This window comes from Geobacillus sp. FJAT-46040, assembly GCF_002335725.1.
GTDB lineage: Bacteria > Bacillota > Bacilli > Bacillales > Anoxybacillaceae > Geobacillus > Geobacillus thermoleovorans.
This window is the reverse complement of sequence record NZ_NISS01000001.1, coordinates 704,451-720,792: the sequence shown is the minus strand read 5'-3', so window position 1 is coordinate 720,792 and position 16,342 is coordinate 704,451. Positions and strand designations below refer to the sequence as shown.

The following is a 16,342-nucleotide window of genomic DNA, read 5'->3' as shown; positions in this document are numbered from 1 at the left end:
CTTCATTGTACAGATGACGGCGCTTTCGATGCAAGGAAAAACGGACAATCCTGGCCTCCGCTCCGAAGCCGATCTGTCCCAACAGGCGCAAAAGGACAAAAAAGGCGGCTGTCCGCTCATGCAGGGCAAGCCGCCTAGGCTCACGACGGAGATTTCTCATAAATCGTCTTCCCGTCGCGCTCGATTTCCCGCCGGATCGCTTCGTTCAGCGCGTCGAAAAAAAGCACGTCACATGAGTAAATGCCGACAATCTCGTCAAGATCCTCTTTGATTTTCCACTTTTGTTTGCCGGTGTAGTCCACGCACAAGTCAATGTCAGAGTTGTAGTGGGCCGTGCCGCGCGCCCGCGAGCCGAACAAAATGACTTTTTGTATATCTTCTTCGCCCGCGAAATACGCCATCAACCGTTCAAACACGGTCGGGCTCATTCCATAGGTCACGATCGATCACTTCTTTTTTGATGTATTTGAGCAGTGCTTCAATTTCATGGACATATTGTGATACAATTCGGTTTTTAATCTGTTCATAGTCTTCCTCGTTATATACATGGGCTGCAGCGTTTCGCAAGTGCAATATATCGTTCCATACATCAATATTCTGAATCCACCCTTCCTTAAACGCCTGGCGGTAACATGCCCGCGGGTTGTTCAATTCCAGACCGGACGCTTTGAAAATTCGCGACAACAGCTTCCAGAGCTGGTCTTCCAAAATTTCATACTTTTTCACGATCGAATCACGATATACTTCCTTCAGCAGTTCATCTTCTGCCGACACTTGCTTCGACGCGGCAATGACATTCTTCAAATGAAGCAACAATCGAAACGCGCGCTGGTACGATAATACAATCGATTCTCGTTCATCCATGCCATCGTTCTCCTTTGCCCATTGTCCTAAATGGATCTGCATCTATGGCTTCGAAAATGGCGCTTGATTCGTCTTCATATAACGCTTCAGCTCTTCGTAAAAATTTTCACGCGTCCCCACCAAAACCACGACCACAACATGTCCGCTGTCATCTTGGTCGATCAAATAAGCAATCTCATAATTGATGCCTCGATGATAAATGTCATAACCGTAAATTCCTGCCAAATCACCAGTTTTCGCTTCCCCTGCTTCGGCGGGATCGGTAAGAATCTGCCGCAAGGCTTCGATCAAACGCTGCTTCAGAGCTGCATCCTTTTTTGTCAATTTTTTAATGGCTTTTTCTGCTTTCGGAAGCAATTGCAGTCGATTATGGTTCATCATCTTCACCAAATAACTCCTCTAACGTATCCGCGGTATACGTTTTTGCCTTCGGTCTTTCCTCAGAAATCATCGCGTTGAATGCAGGGGCAATTTGCGATTTACGGTATACAAATTCTTTGTATAGTTCTTCGCCTGTATATCCTTCTTCGATCAAGTCTTTTAAAATCAGATCGGAAAAGTCAAAATGATCCTCATGAATCGGATGAATAATTAACTTATTATCCGCTAACTCAATTAACACCTCGTTTCCAATTCCTAATTGCTCATAAAAATCCTTTGGGATCGTAATTTGTTTTTTGCTCGATACGGCAATTCGTTTCACAAGGTTTTTCTTACGGTTAGGGATATTGTCCATCGGTACCTTCTCCTTTGTCATCGAATCTGATGGCACCATATTATTCCCCTCCTTCCAAAAAAATAACCAAATTTCTTGGTTTCTTTACTAATGATCATAGCATGGTGGGGAAACAAACACAATGATTTTCCCATACCGTAGGGAGGAGAAGTGTTCAATGTTTGCGGAAGAGGAATAGATTGATGCAAACACTAACATCCTAGTGGAACAAAGCGGAGAATTCCTGAACAAAACGACGCTCAATTGATGGAGGCCAAGGTCCTCAAAGATAGCGATTATTATTTCAAATAGGAACTTTCATAAATGATACGAATTCGAACGTCCATGGTGTGGAAATTCCTTCACTTTCCTTGTATTTCAAGGATTCATTTGACATTGGAACTCACATTTCGCACCCCTACTAAGTAGAACGAAAGGATTTTTTATTTGTTTTTTTAGAATAACTTTTGAACCAACACAACGAGCGATGGCAATCCTTTTTTTACCATCGCTGGTCGTTCTTTATCCCATTAGACGTAAATGCTCTCGTCCAACCCCAACCCTTGCAGAATCCTTCGCTGCTCGTACGTGAGCGGTTGGCTTAACGCACGTTGGATTTGCCCGTCTGGCTGCTTGAGAAGCACCACTTTGACATACTGAAACAACTGAAAGATTGCTTGCCCCGTCGGCCGGGTCAGTTTGCGTCCTCCTGCGCCCTTTAGAGGCTGCTCCGGAGTAATGAATTGGCGCACCCGGCGCTGGAAGACGCGATAAATGGCCAACGCCAACAAAAACAAATACCCCAGCACCGCGACTCGTTCCGGTTTTTTTACATAGATTTCATCCGTAAAGAACAGGTCTTTCAAAAAGGCTAAGTTCATTTCCACCGAGATGTGGCCTTTATACAGCTTCAAGATCTCTTTCGCGTCCATCGGTTGGCCCTTCCATTCCTCCGGAACGGTCGTGACCAAGACAAAACGGATCGCTTTCCGTCTCGCCCGCTCCCACGCCTCTTGGTCGAATGCCGCGTTCAGGCGAAGGGCGAACCGCGTTTCCACCTCCGGTTCCGCCCCTTTTTTCGGCCGTCCGCGCCGTTTTTTCGGGCGAATGACCTCGTCAACGGACGCCTCGACGCGATGGAACCGAGGGCGAAGGGAAGCCTTGAGAGACGCCAGCGCTTGTTCGGCGTCTTCCCGGCAGGAAAACAGGCGGCTCTCCCATTGGGCTTGTTCTTGTGAAAGAAGCTCTGCTTCTTTTTTCCGTTTGTTTTCAAGTTTCTTTCCTTTTCGTTGGTCCAGCGCGCTGGATTCAACGACGATCAGCCGAACCGGATGGCCTTCATACGTCGAGGCGGTTTCCCACACTCGATACGCCGCGCCGTTTTTCTCTGCCAAGACGAACGGATCGCTCCACGGCGTGTCCTCGGCATCGGCTTGGGCCAGCGCCGTTTTGCCGATCCGAAGCGAAGCCGGGCCGCGCGTGATCAAAAAGGCGTTGGCGGCTTTCGTTTGCGCCAAGGTGCCGCGCGTCATGGCGGCCGAATCGGCCACGTAAATCCATTCGTCTTCGATTCCCGCGCGTTCAAACTATTCTTTCATCCGTGCCAACACGGAAGGATTCCATGTCTTATCGGGCAGATGGCCGTCGTGCACATCTCCGTAAAACGGAAGGCCGTCTTGATTGCCGACCAACCCGAATCCCATCTGTTTTTGCCAATAATGATGCCGATTGTAGCCATAGGTGATTTGCAAGCCTTCGGTCGAGTTCGTTTCGTACGCATCATATACCGTCTTATCGGTCGTATCGGCATGAAACACCCAAAGAGGGAGGTCTTCCTTCTTGTAGATCTGCACGAGACAAGCCGACGTGACGTGATGGATGTCGGCCTCATACAGGCGATCCAGATGGCGCGCCAAAGCGTCGTCATTGAACCAAGAGGGGTGAAGTCCAAGACGGATCAGCTTGGGCAAGTCGATCTCATGCGCCCATCGTTCCAAGTGAACGAGCGCTTGCCGGCCGTCAAAGATTGTAGACGATGGCCTAAACGGCATCGCTCGTTCGGGTTTGGCATTGAGGATCGACCGGAACGAGACGGTCAATCAACTGGGGGAGGCCAAGCTTCTTGAATATGGCACTTATTATATTCAAATAGGAACCTTCATAGACCGCATCGATTGGAATGCCCATGGTGTGAAAACTCCTTCGCTTTCCTTGTGTTTCAAAGATTCATTCGACGCAAGGCGAAAAAAAATCCTCCCGATTTTTGTCGGGAGGGTGCGATTTGTCGGGAGGGTGCGAAATGTGAGTTCCATTGTACCGATAACAGCGCTTTCGATGCAACTGAAAAACGGACAGCGCGCTTGCCCTAAGGCCGCCGGACACAAAAAAACAGCCGCCCACTCATGCAGGGCAAGCCGCCTAGGCTCACGACGGAGATTTCTCATAAATCGTTTTCCCGTCGCGCTCGATTTGGCGCTTGATGGCTTCGTTCAGCGCGTCGAAAAAGAGCACATCACACGAATAAATGCCGACAATCTCGTCAATGTCATCTTTGATTTTCCACTTTTGCTTGCCGGTGTAGTCCATGCACAAGTCAATGTCGGAATTGTAGCGGGCCGTGCCGCGCGCCCGCGAGCCGAACAAAACGACTTTTTGTATATCTTCTTCGCCCGCGAAATACGCCATCAGCCGTTCAAACACGGTCGGGCTCATTCCATACATCACGGTCGATCACTTCTTCTTTGATGTTTTGCAGTAGCGTTTCGATTTCGTGGACATATTCATTCATCTGAAATCAAACATGCCTACTTCAGAAAACAGTGAACAGACTAAATCACTTCTAACGATATTTCATGTAGCATATCGAGATCTTGCGTCTGGCAAGATGGAAGGAGCTCACCGTAGACACTTATATTTACTTTCCGCTGTGGAAAAGCCTCAACATGAATTGATTCAATTCTCGCCATATAACGCCCGTTATTTTGAATAAGGTTAAACATAAACTCGCTATAGAAAGCAGGAATATACCCTAGCTTACACCCTTCATCTGTTAACACTTCTACTGCTTTAGAATCTTGCCTATTCTCCGGCTCTAATCGAAAATGTACCTTATCCCCCACTTTAAGATATTGAATTACTCGATCTCCCTCGTAATATCTCCAACCCGCGACATAAAAATCAAAATCGAAATGATTTCCCGATACATAAATTGGCGCTACAAATTCATAAGAATCTGTCGCAAGTTTACCACCAGTCGCTCGCAACATATCCATATCTGTACAATCGCGCGGCAAGCCGTATGTCCGCAAAATTTCTAAAAAATCCGGACGGCGCCGGTCAGGCAAACGCCGCTCAAAAGGCCCGAACAATCTGTTAGAAACGTATTTTTTCCTATATCCGGAAACGACAAATGAGGTTGATAACCGTTTTCTAGTGCTTCGAACAGTCCTCTTCTCTTCCTGCTACGTTCATAATAAAATACATACTTATCCCCATCGTGTAATAAGTTTCCAATATGATATCGCTGCCGAGTACATTCATTTTGCCAAATTAACCAAAGCACAAAAGGGCGCATCGCTTATTTCACCTCCATATACCAATTCACGAGCCATTCTTTTCGATACTGTAATAATTTTAATACCCATTCTTTGTAAATTTTACTCATGACATTTTCTGAAACACCATCTAAAACAGTTGTGACTTGTTGCTCATTTATTTGACTGATACGATCAATTTCCTTCTTCATTTCTATTATCACAAACAATAATGGTCATGCAAAAACCCGAAGTCCCTTTTCGAACTTCGGGTTCTCCTTTCACACTTCCTCGCAATATTCGTCAAACAGCGCCTGCAGCTTTTGCACGACGGCGACCGGTTCGTGCCCTTCGATGTCGTGGCGGTGCAGCATGGCGCACAATTTCCCGTCTTTTAACAAGGCGAACGACGGCGAGGATGGCGGCTCGCCGACAAAATATTCGCGCGCGCGGGCGGTTGCTTCTTTGTCTTGGCCGGCAAAGACGGTCACCAAATGGTCCGGGCGCTTGTCGTAATGAACCGCGTGGGCCGCTGCCGGACGGGCGATGCCGCCGGCGCAGCCGCACACCGAGTTGATGAGGACAAGCGTTGTGCCCGGACGGCGGAATGCCGCATCGACGTCTTCCGGCGTGCGCAGTTCTTCAAATCCGGCTTCGACCGCTTCGCGCCGCGCTTGTTCGACGATGTCGTTATAGAGCGGAAATTGAAATTGGAACATCTCAACACCTCCTTCGATTTGCCTTTATCATATCACAGTTCACCGCCTCGCTTCCGTTCATACGCCTCGATCAGCTCGCGGACGGCGGCGGTGACCGGTTTGGCGCCGGAAATGACGCTGTTCTCGAGCATCGGGAGCTTTTCTTTCACGACCGGATCGGCAAAAAAGCGCGTTTCCACATATTCTTTGATCATGGCGTGCATCCAGTCTTTTTGCTGCTGGCGGCGGCGGTCGAAAAAGACGCCGGATTGCTTCGTCGTCTCGACAAACGTTTGAATGACGCGCCACATGTCGGCGATCCCTTCTCCCAAAAGCGCCGAGCATGTGTACGCTTTCGTCTCCCAGCCGGGCGTGGCCGGGCGGAGGTAATGGAGAAACTGGTTGTATTCTTTTTGCGCCGCTTTTGCTTTTTCTTTATTATCGCCGTCCGCCTTGTTGATGACGATGGCGTCGACCAGCTCCATGATGCCGCGCTTCATGCCTTGCAGCTCATCGCCGGCGCCGGTTAAGGCGAGCAACAAGAAAAAGTCAACCATCCCTCGGACGACAAACTCGCTTTGCCCGACGCCGACCGTCTCGACGAGGATGATGTCATAGCCGGCCGCTTCGCACAGCATCATCGTCTCGCGCGTTTTTCGGTGTACGCCGCCAAGCGCCCCGCCCGATGGGGACGGACGGATGAAAGCAAGCGGATGGCGGGCGAGCGCCTCCATTCGCGTTTTGTCGCCGAGGATGCTGCCGCCGGTCAACGAACTCGTCGGGTCGACGGCCAAGACGGCGACGCGATGGCCCTGCTCGCACAAAAACGTGCCAAACGCTTCAATGAACGTGCTTTTTCCCGCCCCTGGCACGCCGGTGATGCCGATGCGAATCGAGCGGCCGACGTGCGGAAGCAGTTCATTGAGCACTTGCTGGGCGAGATCCATATGCCTGGCCGCATTGCTTTCGACAAGCGTAATCGCCTGCGCCAAAATGGTGCGGTCGCCGGCGAGCACTCCTTGGACGTATTCTTTAACCGATCGTTCTTTTCGCCGCACGAGCCGCTTCGGCGCAGGTGGGCGCTCGGCTTGCACGTACGACGACAGACCATTGCCGTCCGCCCATTCCGGGCGCCGCGGCTGTCCGTCCGAAACTGTGCTCTGGCCGCTTGCCTGTTCCCGCCGTTTCTCTTCGCCGTTCATTGGTTCACTTCCTCATAGCCAAGCCGGGCGTAAATTTCATCCAACACTTTTTCCGCCGCTTCCGGAATGACCGTGCCCGGTCCGAAAATGGCGGCGGCGCCGTGCTCATACAAAAACGCGTAGTCTTGCGGCGGAATGACGCCGCCGACGACGACCAAAATATCATCGCGGCCAAGTTTTTCAAGCTCCTCGACGAGCTGCGGCACAAGCGTTTTATGCCCGCCGGCGAGCGAGCTGATGCCGACGGCATGCACATCGTTTTCGACCGCCTGGCGCGCCGTTTCTTCCGGCGTCTGGAAGAGCGGGCCGATGTCGACGTCAAACCCTAAATCAGCAAACGCCGTGGCGATGACTTTCGCCCCGCGGTCATGGCCGTCCTGCCCCATTTTCGCGATCAAGATGCGCGGGCGGCGTCCTTCGAGTTCGGCGAACTGCTCAACCCGCCGCTTCACCCGCTCGAGCTGCGCTTCGTTTTTGTATTCCGAGCTGTAAACGCCGCTGATCGAGCGGATGGCGGCGCGATGGCGGCGCGCCACTTTTTCGATCGCGTACGAAATTTCTCCGAGCGTCGCCCGGACGCGCGCCGCTTGGACGGCAAGCTCGAGCAAATTCCCCTCGCCCGTTTCCGCCGCTTTTGTGATGGCGTCAAGCGCCGCTTCGACCTGCTCGTTGTCGCGCGTCGCCTTTAGCTCGTTCAGCCGCTCGATTTGCCGCTGGCGCACGGCGGTGTTGTCGACTTCCAAAATGTCGATCGGCTCTTCTTTTTCCGGGCGGTATTTATTGACGCCGATGATCGTTTCCGCTCCTGAATCGATGCGCGCTTGGCGGCGGGCCGCCGCTTCTTCGATGCGCATTTTCGGGATGCCGGTTTCAATGGCTTTCGCCATCCCGCCTAAGCTTTCGATTTCTTCGATATGCGCCCACGCCCGCTTCATCAGTTCGTTCGTCAACGTCTCGACGTAATACGAACCGGCCCACGGATCGATCGTCCGACAAATGCCGGTTTCTTCCTGCAAGTACAGCTGCGTATTGCGGGCGATGCGCGCCGAGAAGTCGGTCGGCAAGGCGATCGCTTCATCCAAGGCGTTCGTATGGAGCGACTGCGTATGCCCCATCGCCGCCGCATGCGCCTCGATGAGCGTGCGCACGACGTTGTTGAACGGATCTTGCTCGGTCAAGCTCCAGCCCGACGTTTGCGAATGCGTCCTTAGAGCGAGCGATTTTGGATTTTTCGGATTGAACGTTTTCATCATTTTCGCCCACATGAGGCGCGCGGCCCGCAGTTTCGCCACTTCCATAAAGTAGTTCATGCCGATCGCCCAGAAAAACGACAGCCTCGGCGCGAACGAGTCGATGTCAATGCCGGCTTTCAAGCCGGTGCGCACGTACTCAAGCCCGTCAGCGAGCGTGTACGCCAGCTCCAGATCGGCCGGCGCCCCGGCTTCCTGCATATGGTAGCCGGAAATGCTGATGCTGTTGAATTTCGGCATGTATTTGGCCGTATAGGCGAAAATGTCGGCGATGATGCGCATCGACATCTCCGGTGGATAAATGTACGTGTTGCGCACCATATATTCTTTCAAAATATCGTTTTGGATCGTGCCGGACAGCTTGTCTTGCGTCACTCCCTGCTCTTCGGCGGTGACGATGTAAAACGCCATAATCGGGAGCACCGCCCCGTTCATCGTCATCGACACTGACATTTGGTCGAGCGGGATGCCGTCAAACAAAATTTTCATATCGAGCACCGAGTCGATGGCCACCCCCGCTTTGCCGACGTCGCCGACGACGCGCGGATGGTCGGAGTCATAGCCGCGGTGCGTCGCCAAGTCAAAAGCAACCGACAGCCCTTTTTGCCCCATCGCCAAGTTGCGCCGATAAAAGGCGTTGCTCTCCTCGGCGGTCGAAAAGCCGGCGTATTGGCGGATCGTCCACGGCCGCACGACGTACATCGTCGGGTACGGCCCGCGCAAGTACGGCGGCAAGCCGGGCATATAATCAAGAAAATCGAGCCCATCGATGTCTTCCTTTGTATAAAGCGGCTTCACCGCAATGTGTTCGTTCGTCTGAAACAACAGCTCATCGATCGACGCTTGCACGCGCCGCTCCACCGCGTCTCTCCACTGTTTCTCATCCACATCGGCCGTTGCGTCGGAAAGCGTCATGTTGGTAAAATCAACGTACTTCGCCATCAAGCGCCACCCCTCTTTCCGTTAGAAACGCCACGATCACATCGTACGCGTTCGAACCGAGATGAATCGATCCGTCCACGCCCGCGTCCGCGTACGTTCTCTCAAGCTCTTCCGGCGGCTTTCCGGCGACATACAGCTTCGCGTTCGGCTTGGCTTGCTTGAACGCCTCAGCCAACGCTGGAACGAACGCCGGGTAATCGTCATCGGCGCCGCACACGATATAATGCGTCCCGTTCGTGTTCCGCACCCATTCGACCGCTTCCGCGACCGAGGCAAAGCCATCGCTCCGCTCAGCCGCCACCCCGCCGGCCGCAAACAGCCCGGCGATGAAATCGGCGCGCGCTTGATGGCGGACAAGCGGCCCGATATTGATCAAGTGAACGGAAAGCCGGCTTCCCGTACGCTCCGCATGCTTCTCGGCCGCCTTGCGCAGCCGCTCAAACGGCTCGGCCAAGCGCCATGCCCGAATCGGCGTGATGGCAACAACCGCGTTCCCATCGACCAACGCCGCCGCGATCTCCCGAGCGGTTGCTCGACGGCGAACCGCACGAATCGCCGCTTCCATCCACTTCCCGCCCGCGAGCGAGGCGCGAATATCGGCCACCCGCTTTTCATCCAGCGGCGGCAACTCGTTCGCCGCGGCTTGCTTCGGTTTTTCGACCGGCGTTTCCTCCAAATTGGCGTACACGTTCGTGCCAACGATTTTTTCCTTCCGCGTCTTGACACGATCCAGCCGCCGCTTGGCGACCGCTTCCACTTCCGTCTGCACGAAGCCGTCTTCGAGCGCCTTCGCCATGCCGTCTTTTTCCTCCACACGCTGGAACAGCTTCCACGCTTCTTCGGCGAGCTTGGCGGTCAACGTTTCCACATAATACGAGCCGCCCGCCGGATCGATGACGTTCGCCACATGCGCCTCTTCGAGCAAAATGAGCTGCGTGTTGCGGGCGATGCGCCGCGAAAACTCATCAGCGAGTCCGAGCGCCTCGTCAAACGGCGACACGTGCACGCCATCGGCGCCGCCGACAACGGCCGCAAACGCTTCCGCCGCCGCTCGGAGCATGTTCACATACGGGTCGTACACCGTTTTCGTAAAGGGCGACGTGCGCACATGCAGCTCGATCCGCCTTGCTGATTCACCGCCGCCAAACGCTTCGATCACTTGCGCAAACAACCGCCGCGCCGCCCGCAGCTTGGCGATTTCCATGAAAAAGTCGGCTCCGACGGCGAGCGACACTTGCATCCTTGTCGCGATGTCATCAACCGTCAAGCCCCGGTCCAACCCGGCGCGGATGTACTCGACGGCTGCCGCCAACGAAAACGCGAGCTCCTGCACGGCGTTCGCCCCGCCGTTATGGTACGGTTCGCCGCGCACCAAAATCGTGCGAACGGCAGGCATCTGTTCCTTCGCCCACTTCGTTGCTTCCGCCATTTCATCATACAGCCGCAAAAGCGAACACGGGAGCGTCCCCTGCTCCGCCCACGCTCCGAGCGGATCCATGCCGATCGCGCCCCGTACGCTCGATAGCGGGACGCCCCGTTCCTCTAAATAAGCGGCCAACAGCGCCAAAAACGAAAGCGACCGCGCCCCGGCGTCCACACGGAGCGAATAGCGGTCCAGCGGCACGCCATCCAACATCGCCGCCACATCATCAACCGACTCGACGGCAAACGGCAGCCGGCCAAGGGCAAGATGGATTTCCGTCTGCCCCCGCTCCAAGTCGTGCTTCACTGCCTCGTTCCAGTCGGACGGGCTCGCTGCCGAAATCTCCTGGCTCACCTTCCACGGCTCGCCCCGATACCCTTCCGGCCGCGCCCCACGCACATAGCGGCCAAAGCCCGGGTACTGCTCAAGCGGGCCGAGCGCCTCCACATCGCGGCGCGTATAGAGCGGTTTGACCGCAATGTTTTCGTACGTCATCGATACAAGCCGCTCGAGCGGCTTGCCTTTCAGCGACTTTTCCGCTTCCCGCTCCCACTCCTCCACCGTCGGAGCCGGAAACGCCGCTTCCTTCATCTTTGCGACACCGCTCATTCCGATCCCCCTTTGCCTTCCAGACATAAGAAACCGCTTTCTTTTCAAGCCGCACCTTTCCCTCTCGAACCCGTCTGCTCAGAACGAAGCGCTGATGACGCTTCGTGTGGGAAAAAACGGTTTCTATGTTTATTGTAGTACATCGGCCGCGTTTGGGCAATGAACAAAAAGGCAAACAACTTGCTGATGCCACCATTTCGCCATGAAATGGAAAACAAAGCGGTCAAAAAAACATGAACGATCCCGAAATGGCTCGATGACTTGGCGAAACAACACCATCTCAACGATTCACAAATCCTCCAAGAAGCCCTGAAAAAACATGAAAGGAAGAGGGCGTTGTTGCATGCTCTCTTGGACGATGCTCCCTCGTCCCCCTCCAAATCGCCGCTTAGCGAAAATCTCAACTGCCATTTATTCATTGGAAAATGTTTCGCAAATCGATCACGAAATCCTTCAATACATGAACCAAAACGGCGTCATCCCGGTTGTACACTCCATGAAGTTCCAATCTTCCTGTTTTTCCGCGCAAATACACTTCCACCACTTGATTCGCCGGGTCAACGATCCAATATTCCTTCACCCCGGCCCGCTCGTACGCGATCCGTTTGTCCATCCGGTCGATTTTGGCCGTGGCGGGGGACAAGATCTCGACGACCAAATCCGGAGCCCCGACAATGCGGTTTTTTTGAATTTTGTTTTTGTCGCAGATGACGACAAGATCGGGGCATACCCAGTTTCGGACGTTTTCATCCATCCATCCCTTTCGATGATCTTCGAAAAGATACACATCGATCGGGGCGGCCAACACGCGGCAATCCTTCCCACGAAGATGCATCCCGAATTCAATAGAAAGTTGGAGCGAAACGGATTGATGTTCCGGTGTCGGCGACGGCGCCATGCTAATGATGTTCCCGTCCAAGACCTCGCACCGTTTTCCTTCCGGCCATGTCGCATACTCTTTGTAGGTCATAGGGGCCTGTTCCTTTTCTGGTGAACCCATATCCTCCACCTGCCTCCTAATTTTATATTGATTATACATCATCCATTCCTGTGTCTTGAACGATGTTTATTCCTCTTCCCGAACGAGCGGCAGGCGGACGAATACGGTCATCCCGCGTCCAAGGTCGCTGTCGAACCAAATCGCGCCGTCATGAAGAGAGACGATTTGTTTGACGATGGCAAGCCCCAAGCCGGTGCCGCCTTCTTTGCGGGTGCGGGCGCGGTCGACGCGGAAAAAGCCATCGCTGTCATAACTCGCAATATACAAACGGCTTCCTGCCGCTTCCATGGCAAACGGATTGGCGCCGACAGACGCCGAAGCGAGCTGTTTTCCTTCTTTTGAAAACTGATAGATCGTGTTCGAACCGTGGCTTAGCACAAACACGCCGCGGCCTGTTTCGACAAAATCAACCGGCATGACCGGGGCGGCAATCGTCCGCAACAAGCGGCCGTCTTGAAGCGAATAGACGTGAACATTCTTCTCCACCTTGTTTCCGCTTCCATGTCCGCCGACCCACAGCTCCCCTTGCCGCTCGCGCATCAATCCGCCTAACGCCATCTTCGGCACAGAAAATGAGCGAATGACACGGAGGCGGCTCGTATCAATGACAAAGGCGCGGCCGTCTTGAAAGTCGATGGCATACAGCTCCGTTCCCTGGCGATTGACAAGCAGCGTCATCGGGGAGCGTCCGACCGAAAGGCGGGCGATCTCTTTCCCGCCCCGGCTCACAACGCGCACCGCGTGATGGGTGCTGTCGCCAAAAAACCACGTGCGGCCATCCGGAGATGGAGCAGCGCTCACAATGCCGCTTCCTATTTTCCATTCGCCAAGCAGCTTCCCGGTCGCGAGGTCGTACCGATAGATGCGGTCGAGGTCCCGCCCGTACAAAAGAAGCGTCCGGCCGTCCGGGCTCAACGCCCCGCCTTGAAACGGTTCGTTGATGTTCCAACGGGCGATCTTGCCGCCATTTTCCGCGTTCAAAAAGGTGACCGTTTCCGCTTTGACATCGAGGCTGATGACGACAGAAAGCGAATCGGCCACCGGGGGAAACGACGGATTGGCGCAGCCGCTTAGCATAAAGAACAAACACAACAGCATCCATACGCTCGCTCGTTTCATCTCGAGTTTCTCCTTCACCTATTCGTTTCTGCCCCCATTATACATCACATTTGTGAGAGAAGTTTGAAATCGCGCCATGCAACCCCCCACCGCCAAATCGATGGCGATGGGGGAATCGTTAATCAATCGGCGCATGCTTTGACACTATATAGAATAATGGAAATTATGAAATTCGTAGAATGGTCAAAAACAACCAAAGTCGATGCAGGTCAACTTGACTATCGTTTTTGGCTCGAACATAAAAAACGAAGGACAGGCTATTCAATTACAACATTTGGTTTAAAAAGAATAACACGATTATCTTTGATAAAAAACAGGGAAATATGGTTTCGTTCCTTCAAAGTATGAAACGGAATTGAAGAGTTTGCTCAATGAGTAGGCAATGCTTAACAAGACGGATTGTTTGAACGCCAAGCGGGATCCAAAGGCCAAATGCACGAAAGAAGGGATAATCGGCAGTATTTTGTTTGCAAAGGAAACAAGAATCCCCCACTTCCACCGGCATTAGCCGATAAGTGGAGGCAGTCCCATCTTTTTTTGTACAGGGGGATGATTGAATATTAATGTGTTCCTAAAAACCCGTACATATATAGAAAAACAAAGAGAAAGGTTAATACGGCTCCTATCATTGTTTGATTAAGTGTGTTTTCATCACTGTTCAAATTTTTTAAAAAGCTTGCTAAATTCAAAAACCACAAAACACCTATTATCGGTAAAATAAGTAAGTATATATATTCCATTCAAAAAACTCCTTTTACTGTAAAGTTTGAACCACTCCCACTTAGCTAACGCTTAAAGTGGAGGATTTCTGGGTAATCCTCCTTTTAGATAGCTTTGAATTTTATTATAAAATTTATAGTATTTATTGTAAATAAAAATATTTATTGTAAATAAAAAAATTAAAAGGATTTTCATTTCAAATTACACTTGACAAAAAAAGAGGATTGTGATAAGTAAAACCAAAATAGTATTTCTTCCTTTTTATTCCATGCTTCTCTTTGGGCAACATTGCTGTCATGTTTGCCTTTAAAAGTCAAGTATATAAGTTGAAACTTTGTTTTACATCCAGTAGAACGCCCGCTGCATTCTATCAAAATGACTTGTTATGAAGGAAAACAGAATCGAACAATCGGAAAATCTTTATTGCAACTTATATACATCTTTTGGTGAAGAACTTTTTTGTTTGGTTGTCAATTTATGTTAGTGAATTTGCTCATCTACAGTAGGTATTTTGTTTGCTTATCCATTGTAAAATATAGGTAAAGGACTCGCACGTCATGTGCTTGGAATCGCCTTGGGCCAGCGCGGTTTTTACGGTCCACAACAACAAAAGGCTTCCGGTGATCAAAAAGGCGTTGGCGGCTTTCGTCTGCGCCCTTGTGTCTTTCGTCATAGCGGCGGAATCTGCCACGTCAATCCATTCGTCTTCGATCTTGGCTTGCTTCAGCTGCTCATGGACACGAGAGCGCTTTGATGCTTGCGATCAACTTAACCGCATCGCTGGTTCGGGTTTGGCATTGGGGATCCACAGAAACCGTCCGGTCAGAAACAAGTTTGAAATCGCGCCACGCAAAAACCCCCACCGCCAACCGATGGCGATGGGGGAATCGTTAATAAATCGGCGTGTTGTCTTTGTTCATATTTTCCAAAATCTCTTTGACGCGGGCGAGGAAGCGGCCGCAAATGAGGCCGTCCAAGACGCGGTGGTCGAGCGACAAACATAAGTTGACCATGTCGCGGATGGCGATCATGCCGTTTTTGACGACCGGACGTTTGACGATCGTTTCCACTTGCAAAATGGCCGCTTGCGGGTAGTTGATAATGCCCATCGACTGCACCGAGCCGAACGCGCCGGTGTTGTTGACGGTGAACGTGCCGCCCTGCATGTCTTCCGGGCGCAGTTTGCCGGCGCGCGTTTTTGCCGCCAGTTCAGCGATTTCGCGGGCGATGCCTTTGATCGTTTTTTCATCGGCGTGCTTGATGACGGGCACGAACAAGGCGTCATCCGTCGCGACAGCGATCGAGATGTTGATGTCCTTGCGCTGAATGATCTTATCGCCCGCCCACACTGAGTTCAACTGCGGGAATTCTTTCAGCGCTTGGGCGACCGCCTTGACGAAGAAGGCGAAATACGTCAAATTGAAGCCTTCACGCCGCCTGAACTCGTCTTTGATGGCATCACGGTAGGCGACAAGATCGGTGACGTCGACTTCGACCATCGTCCAAGCGTGCGGCGCTTCGTGTTTGCTGCGGAGCATGTTCGCCGCAATCGCCTTGCGCACCGGGGTGACCGGAATTTCGATGTCGCCCGCTCCGGCTTCGACGTTCGGGGCCGCTGGTTTGATCGGCGCTGCCTGCGGCGCGGTTGGCGCGGCCGCGGCAGACGGTTGAACGGTTGCGGCGGCTGTGGCCGGTTGTTCCGTTCTCGGTTCCGCTTTTGGCGCGGCTTGTTCCGCCGCCGGTGCCGCTCCCGCTTTCGGAATTTGTCCAGACTCAATGAGCTTCAGCAAATCTTTGCGCGTCACCCGCCCGCCAAGGCCGGTGCCTTCGACTTGTTCGAGGTCAATGCCGTGTTCCTGAGCCAAGCGGAGCACGGCCGGCGAATAGCGGCCGTTGTTTGCCCGGCCGGCCTTTTTCGGAGCGGCTGGCTTGGCATTGTCTTCTGCTTTCGGCGCTTCATCCGCCGGCTTCGCTTCCGAAGCCGGTGCAGCGCCTTCGACTTCGATCGTGCAAATCGGCGCGCCGACTGGGAGCGTCTCCCCTTCTTTGGCGATCAGCTCGCGGATGACGCCGGCAAACGACGACGGAATTTCCGCGCTCACTTTATCGGTGATGACTTCAGCGATCGGGTCGTATTTGTTCACTTTGTCGCCCGGGGAAACGAGCCATTTGCTGATCGTGCCTTCCGTGACGCTTTCCCCGAGCTGAGGCATCGTCAATTGTTCGATGGCCACATCGATACCCTCCTATCTTGGCTGCAATGTCTT

At 52.8% G+C, this 16,342-nt stretch carries 11 protein-coding genes and 5 pseudogenes; 1 reads left to right on the top strand and 15 read right to left on the bottom strand.

Features of this window, described 5'->3' with window-relative positions; all coding sequences use genetic code 11:
- Nucleotides 1–140: 140 nt before the first annotated feature.
- The 11 genes and pseudogenes from mntA to CD000_RS03840 form a co-directional block, all read right to left on the bottom strand.
- Nucleotides 141–428, bottom strand: coding sequence for a type VII toxin-antitoxin system MntA family adenylyltransferase antitoxin (mntA, locus tag CD000_RS03895; RefSeq protein WP_096224938.1), 288 nt, complete (start codon nt 426–428; stop codon nt 141–143).
- Complete coding sequence (locus CD000_RS03890) at nt 409–864, bottom strand: HI0074 family nucleotidyltransferase substrate-binding subunit (protein WP_096224937.1); 456 nt, start codon at nt 862–864, stop codon at nt 409–411. Before CD000_RS03890 ends, mntA begins: the two co-directional genes overlap by 20 nt.
- A 42-nt stretch (nt 865–906) precedes the next feature.
- Complete coding sequence (locus tag CD000_RS03885; RefSeq protein ID WP_082825804.1) at nt 907–1,245, bottom strand: type II toxin-antitoxin system RelE/ParE family toxin; 339 nt, start codon at nt 1,243–1,245, stop codon at nt 907–909.
- The gene (locus CD000_RS03880; RefSeq protein ID WP_233130393.1) at nt 1,232–1,639 is read right to left on the bottom strand and encodes an AbrB/MazE/SpoVT family DNA-binding domain-containing protein; all 408 of its coding nucleotides are present in this window, start codon (nt 1,637–1,639) and stop codon (nt 1,232–1,234) included. Before CD000_RS03880 ends, CD000_RS03885 begins: the two co-directional genes overlap by 14 nt.
- 470 nt (nt 1,640–2,109) lie before the next feature.
- Nucleotides 2,110–3,766 (bottom strand): annotated as a pseudogene (locus tag CD000_RS19005) (IS1634 family transposase).
- A 237-nt stretch (nt 3,767–4,003) separates the two neighbouring features.
- Entirely contained in the window at nt 4,004–4,300 is a 297-nt protein-coding gene (locus tag CD000_RS03870) for a nucleotidyltransferase domain-containing protein (protein WP_096224936.1), read from the bottom strand.
- A gap of 107 nt (nt 4,301–4,407) precedes the next feature.
- Nucleotides 4,408–5,153, bottom strand: a pseudogene (locus CD000_RS03865) (HIRAN domain-containing protein).
- 240 nt (nt 5,154–5,393) lie between these two features.
- Nucleotides 5,394–5,831, bottom strand: coding sequence for a BrxA/BrxB family bacilliredoxin (locus tag CD000_RS03855; protein ID WP_011231850.1), 438 nt, complete (start codon nt 5,829–5,831; stop codon nt 5,394–5,396).
- Nucleotides 5,832–5,863: 32 nt separating this feature from the next.
- Nucleotides 5,864–7,012, bottom strand: a complete 1,149-nt coding sequence (gene meaB, locus CD000_RS03850) for a methylmalonyl Co-A mutase-associated GTPase MeaB (RefSeq protein WP_096224935.1) — start codon at nt 7,010–7,012, stop codon at nt 5,864–5,866.
- Entirely contained in the window at nt 7,009–9,204 is a 2,196-nt protein-coding gene (gene scpA, locus CD000_RS03845) for a methylmalonyl-CoA mutase (protein WP_096224934.1), read from the bottom strand. Before scpA ends, meaB begins: the two co-directional genes overlap by 4 nt.
- A complete protein-coding gene (locus CD000_RS03840; protein ID WP_096224933.1) occupies nt 9,188–11,236 on the bottom strand; it encodes a methylmalonyl-CoA mutase family protein in 2,049 nt (682 codons plus the stop codon). The genes scpA and CD000_RS03840 overlap by 17 nt, the downstream gene beginning before the upstream one ends.
- A 186-nt stretch (nt 11,237–11,422) precedes the next feature.
- Between CD000_RS03840 and CD000_RS19000 the strand changes: the two are divergent.
- Nucleotides 11,423–11,557, top strand: a pseudogene (locus CD000_RS19000) (type II toxin-antitoxin system HicB family antitoxin); the annotation flags it as partial.
- 94 nt (nt 11,558–11,651) lie between these two features.
- Here the strand turns inward: CD000_RS19000 and CD000_RS03830 are convergent.
- The 4 genes and pseudogenes from CD000_RS03830 to CD000_RS03805 form a co-directional block, all read right to left on the bottom strand.
- A complete protein-coding gene (locus tag CD000_RS03830) occupies nt 11,652–12,236 on the bottom strand; it encodes a Uma2 family endonuclease (protein ID WP_011231854.1) in 585 nt (194 codons plus the stop codon).
- Nucleotides 12,237–12,302: 66 nt separating this feature from the next.
- Nucleotides 12,303–12,473: pseudogene (locus CD000_RS19525) on the bottom strand (ATP-binding protein); the annotation flags it as partial.
- A 2,155-nt stretch (nt 12,474–14,628) separates the two neighbouring features.
- A pseudogene (locus CD000_RS18015) lies at nt 14,629–14,820 on the bottom strand (IS1634 family transposase); the annotation flags it as partial.
- A gap of 145 nt (nt 14,821–14,965) precedes the next feature.
- Nucleotides 14,966–16,309: a dihydrolipoamide acetyltransferase family protein gene (locus CD000_RS03805; RefSeq protein ID WP_096224932.1), complete on the bottom strand. Its 1,344-nt coding sequence runs from the start codon at nt 16,307–16,309 to the stop codon at nt 14,966–14,968.
- Nucleotides 16,310–16,342: the final 33 nt, after the last annotated feature.

Coding starts and splice junctions, on each gene's coding strand:
- CD000_RS03880 (WP_233130393.1), bottom strand. CDS start 1,639: ATGGTGCCATCAGATTCGATGACAAAGGAGAAGGTACCGATGGACAAT.
- CD000_RS03855 (WP_011231850.1), bottom strand. CDS start 5,831: ATGTTCCAATTTCAATTTCCGCTCTATAACGACATCGTCGAACAAGCG.
- CD000_RS03840 (WP_096224933.1), bottom strand. CDS start 11,236: ATGAGCGGTGTCGCAAAGATGAAGGAAGCGGCGTTTCCGGCTCCGACG.
- CD000_RS03890 (WP_096224937.1), bottom strand. CDS start 864: ATGGATGAACGAGAATCGATTGTATTATCGTACCAGCGCGCGTTTCGA.
- CD000_RS03830 (WP_011231854.1), bottom strand. CDS start 12,236: ATGGGTTCACCAGAAAAGGAACAGGCCCCTATGACCTACAAAGAGTAT.
- scpA (WP_096224934.1), bottom strand. CDS start 9,204: ATGGCGAAGTACGTTGATTTTACCAACATGACGCTTTCCGACGCAACG.
- CD000_RS03870 (WP_096224936.1), bottom strand. CDS start 4,300: ATGTATGGAATGAGCCCGACCGTGTTTGAACGGCTGATGGCGTATTTC.
- CD000_RS03885 (WP_082825804.1), bottom strand. CDS start 1,245: ATGATGAACCATAATCGACTGCAATTGCTTCCGAAAGCAGAAAAAGCC.
- mntA (WP_096224938.1), bottom strand. CDS start 428: ATGAGCCCGACCGTGTTTGAACGGTTGATGGCGTATTTCGCGGGCGAA.
- meaB (WP_096224935.1), bottom strand. CDS start 7,012: ATGAACGGCGAAGAGAAACGGCGGGAACAGGCAAGCGGCCAGAGCACA.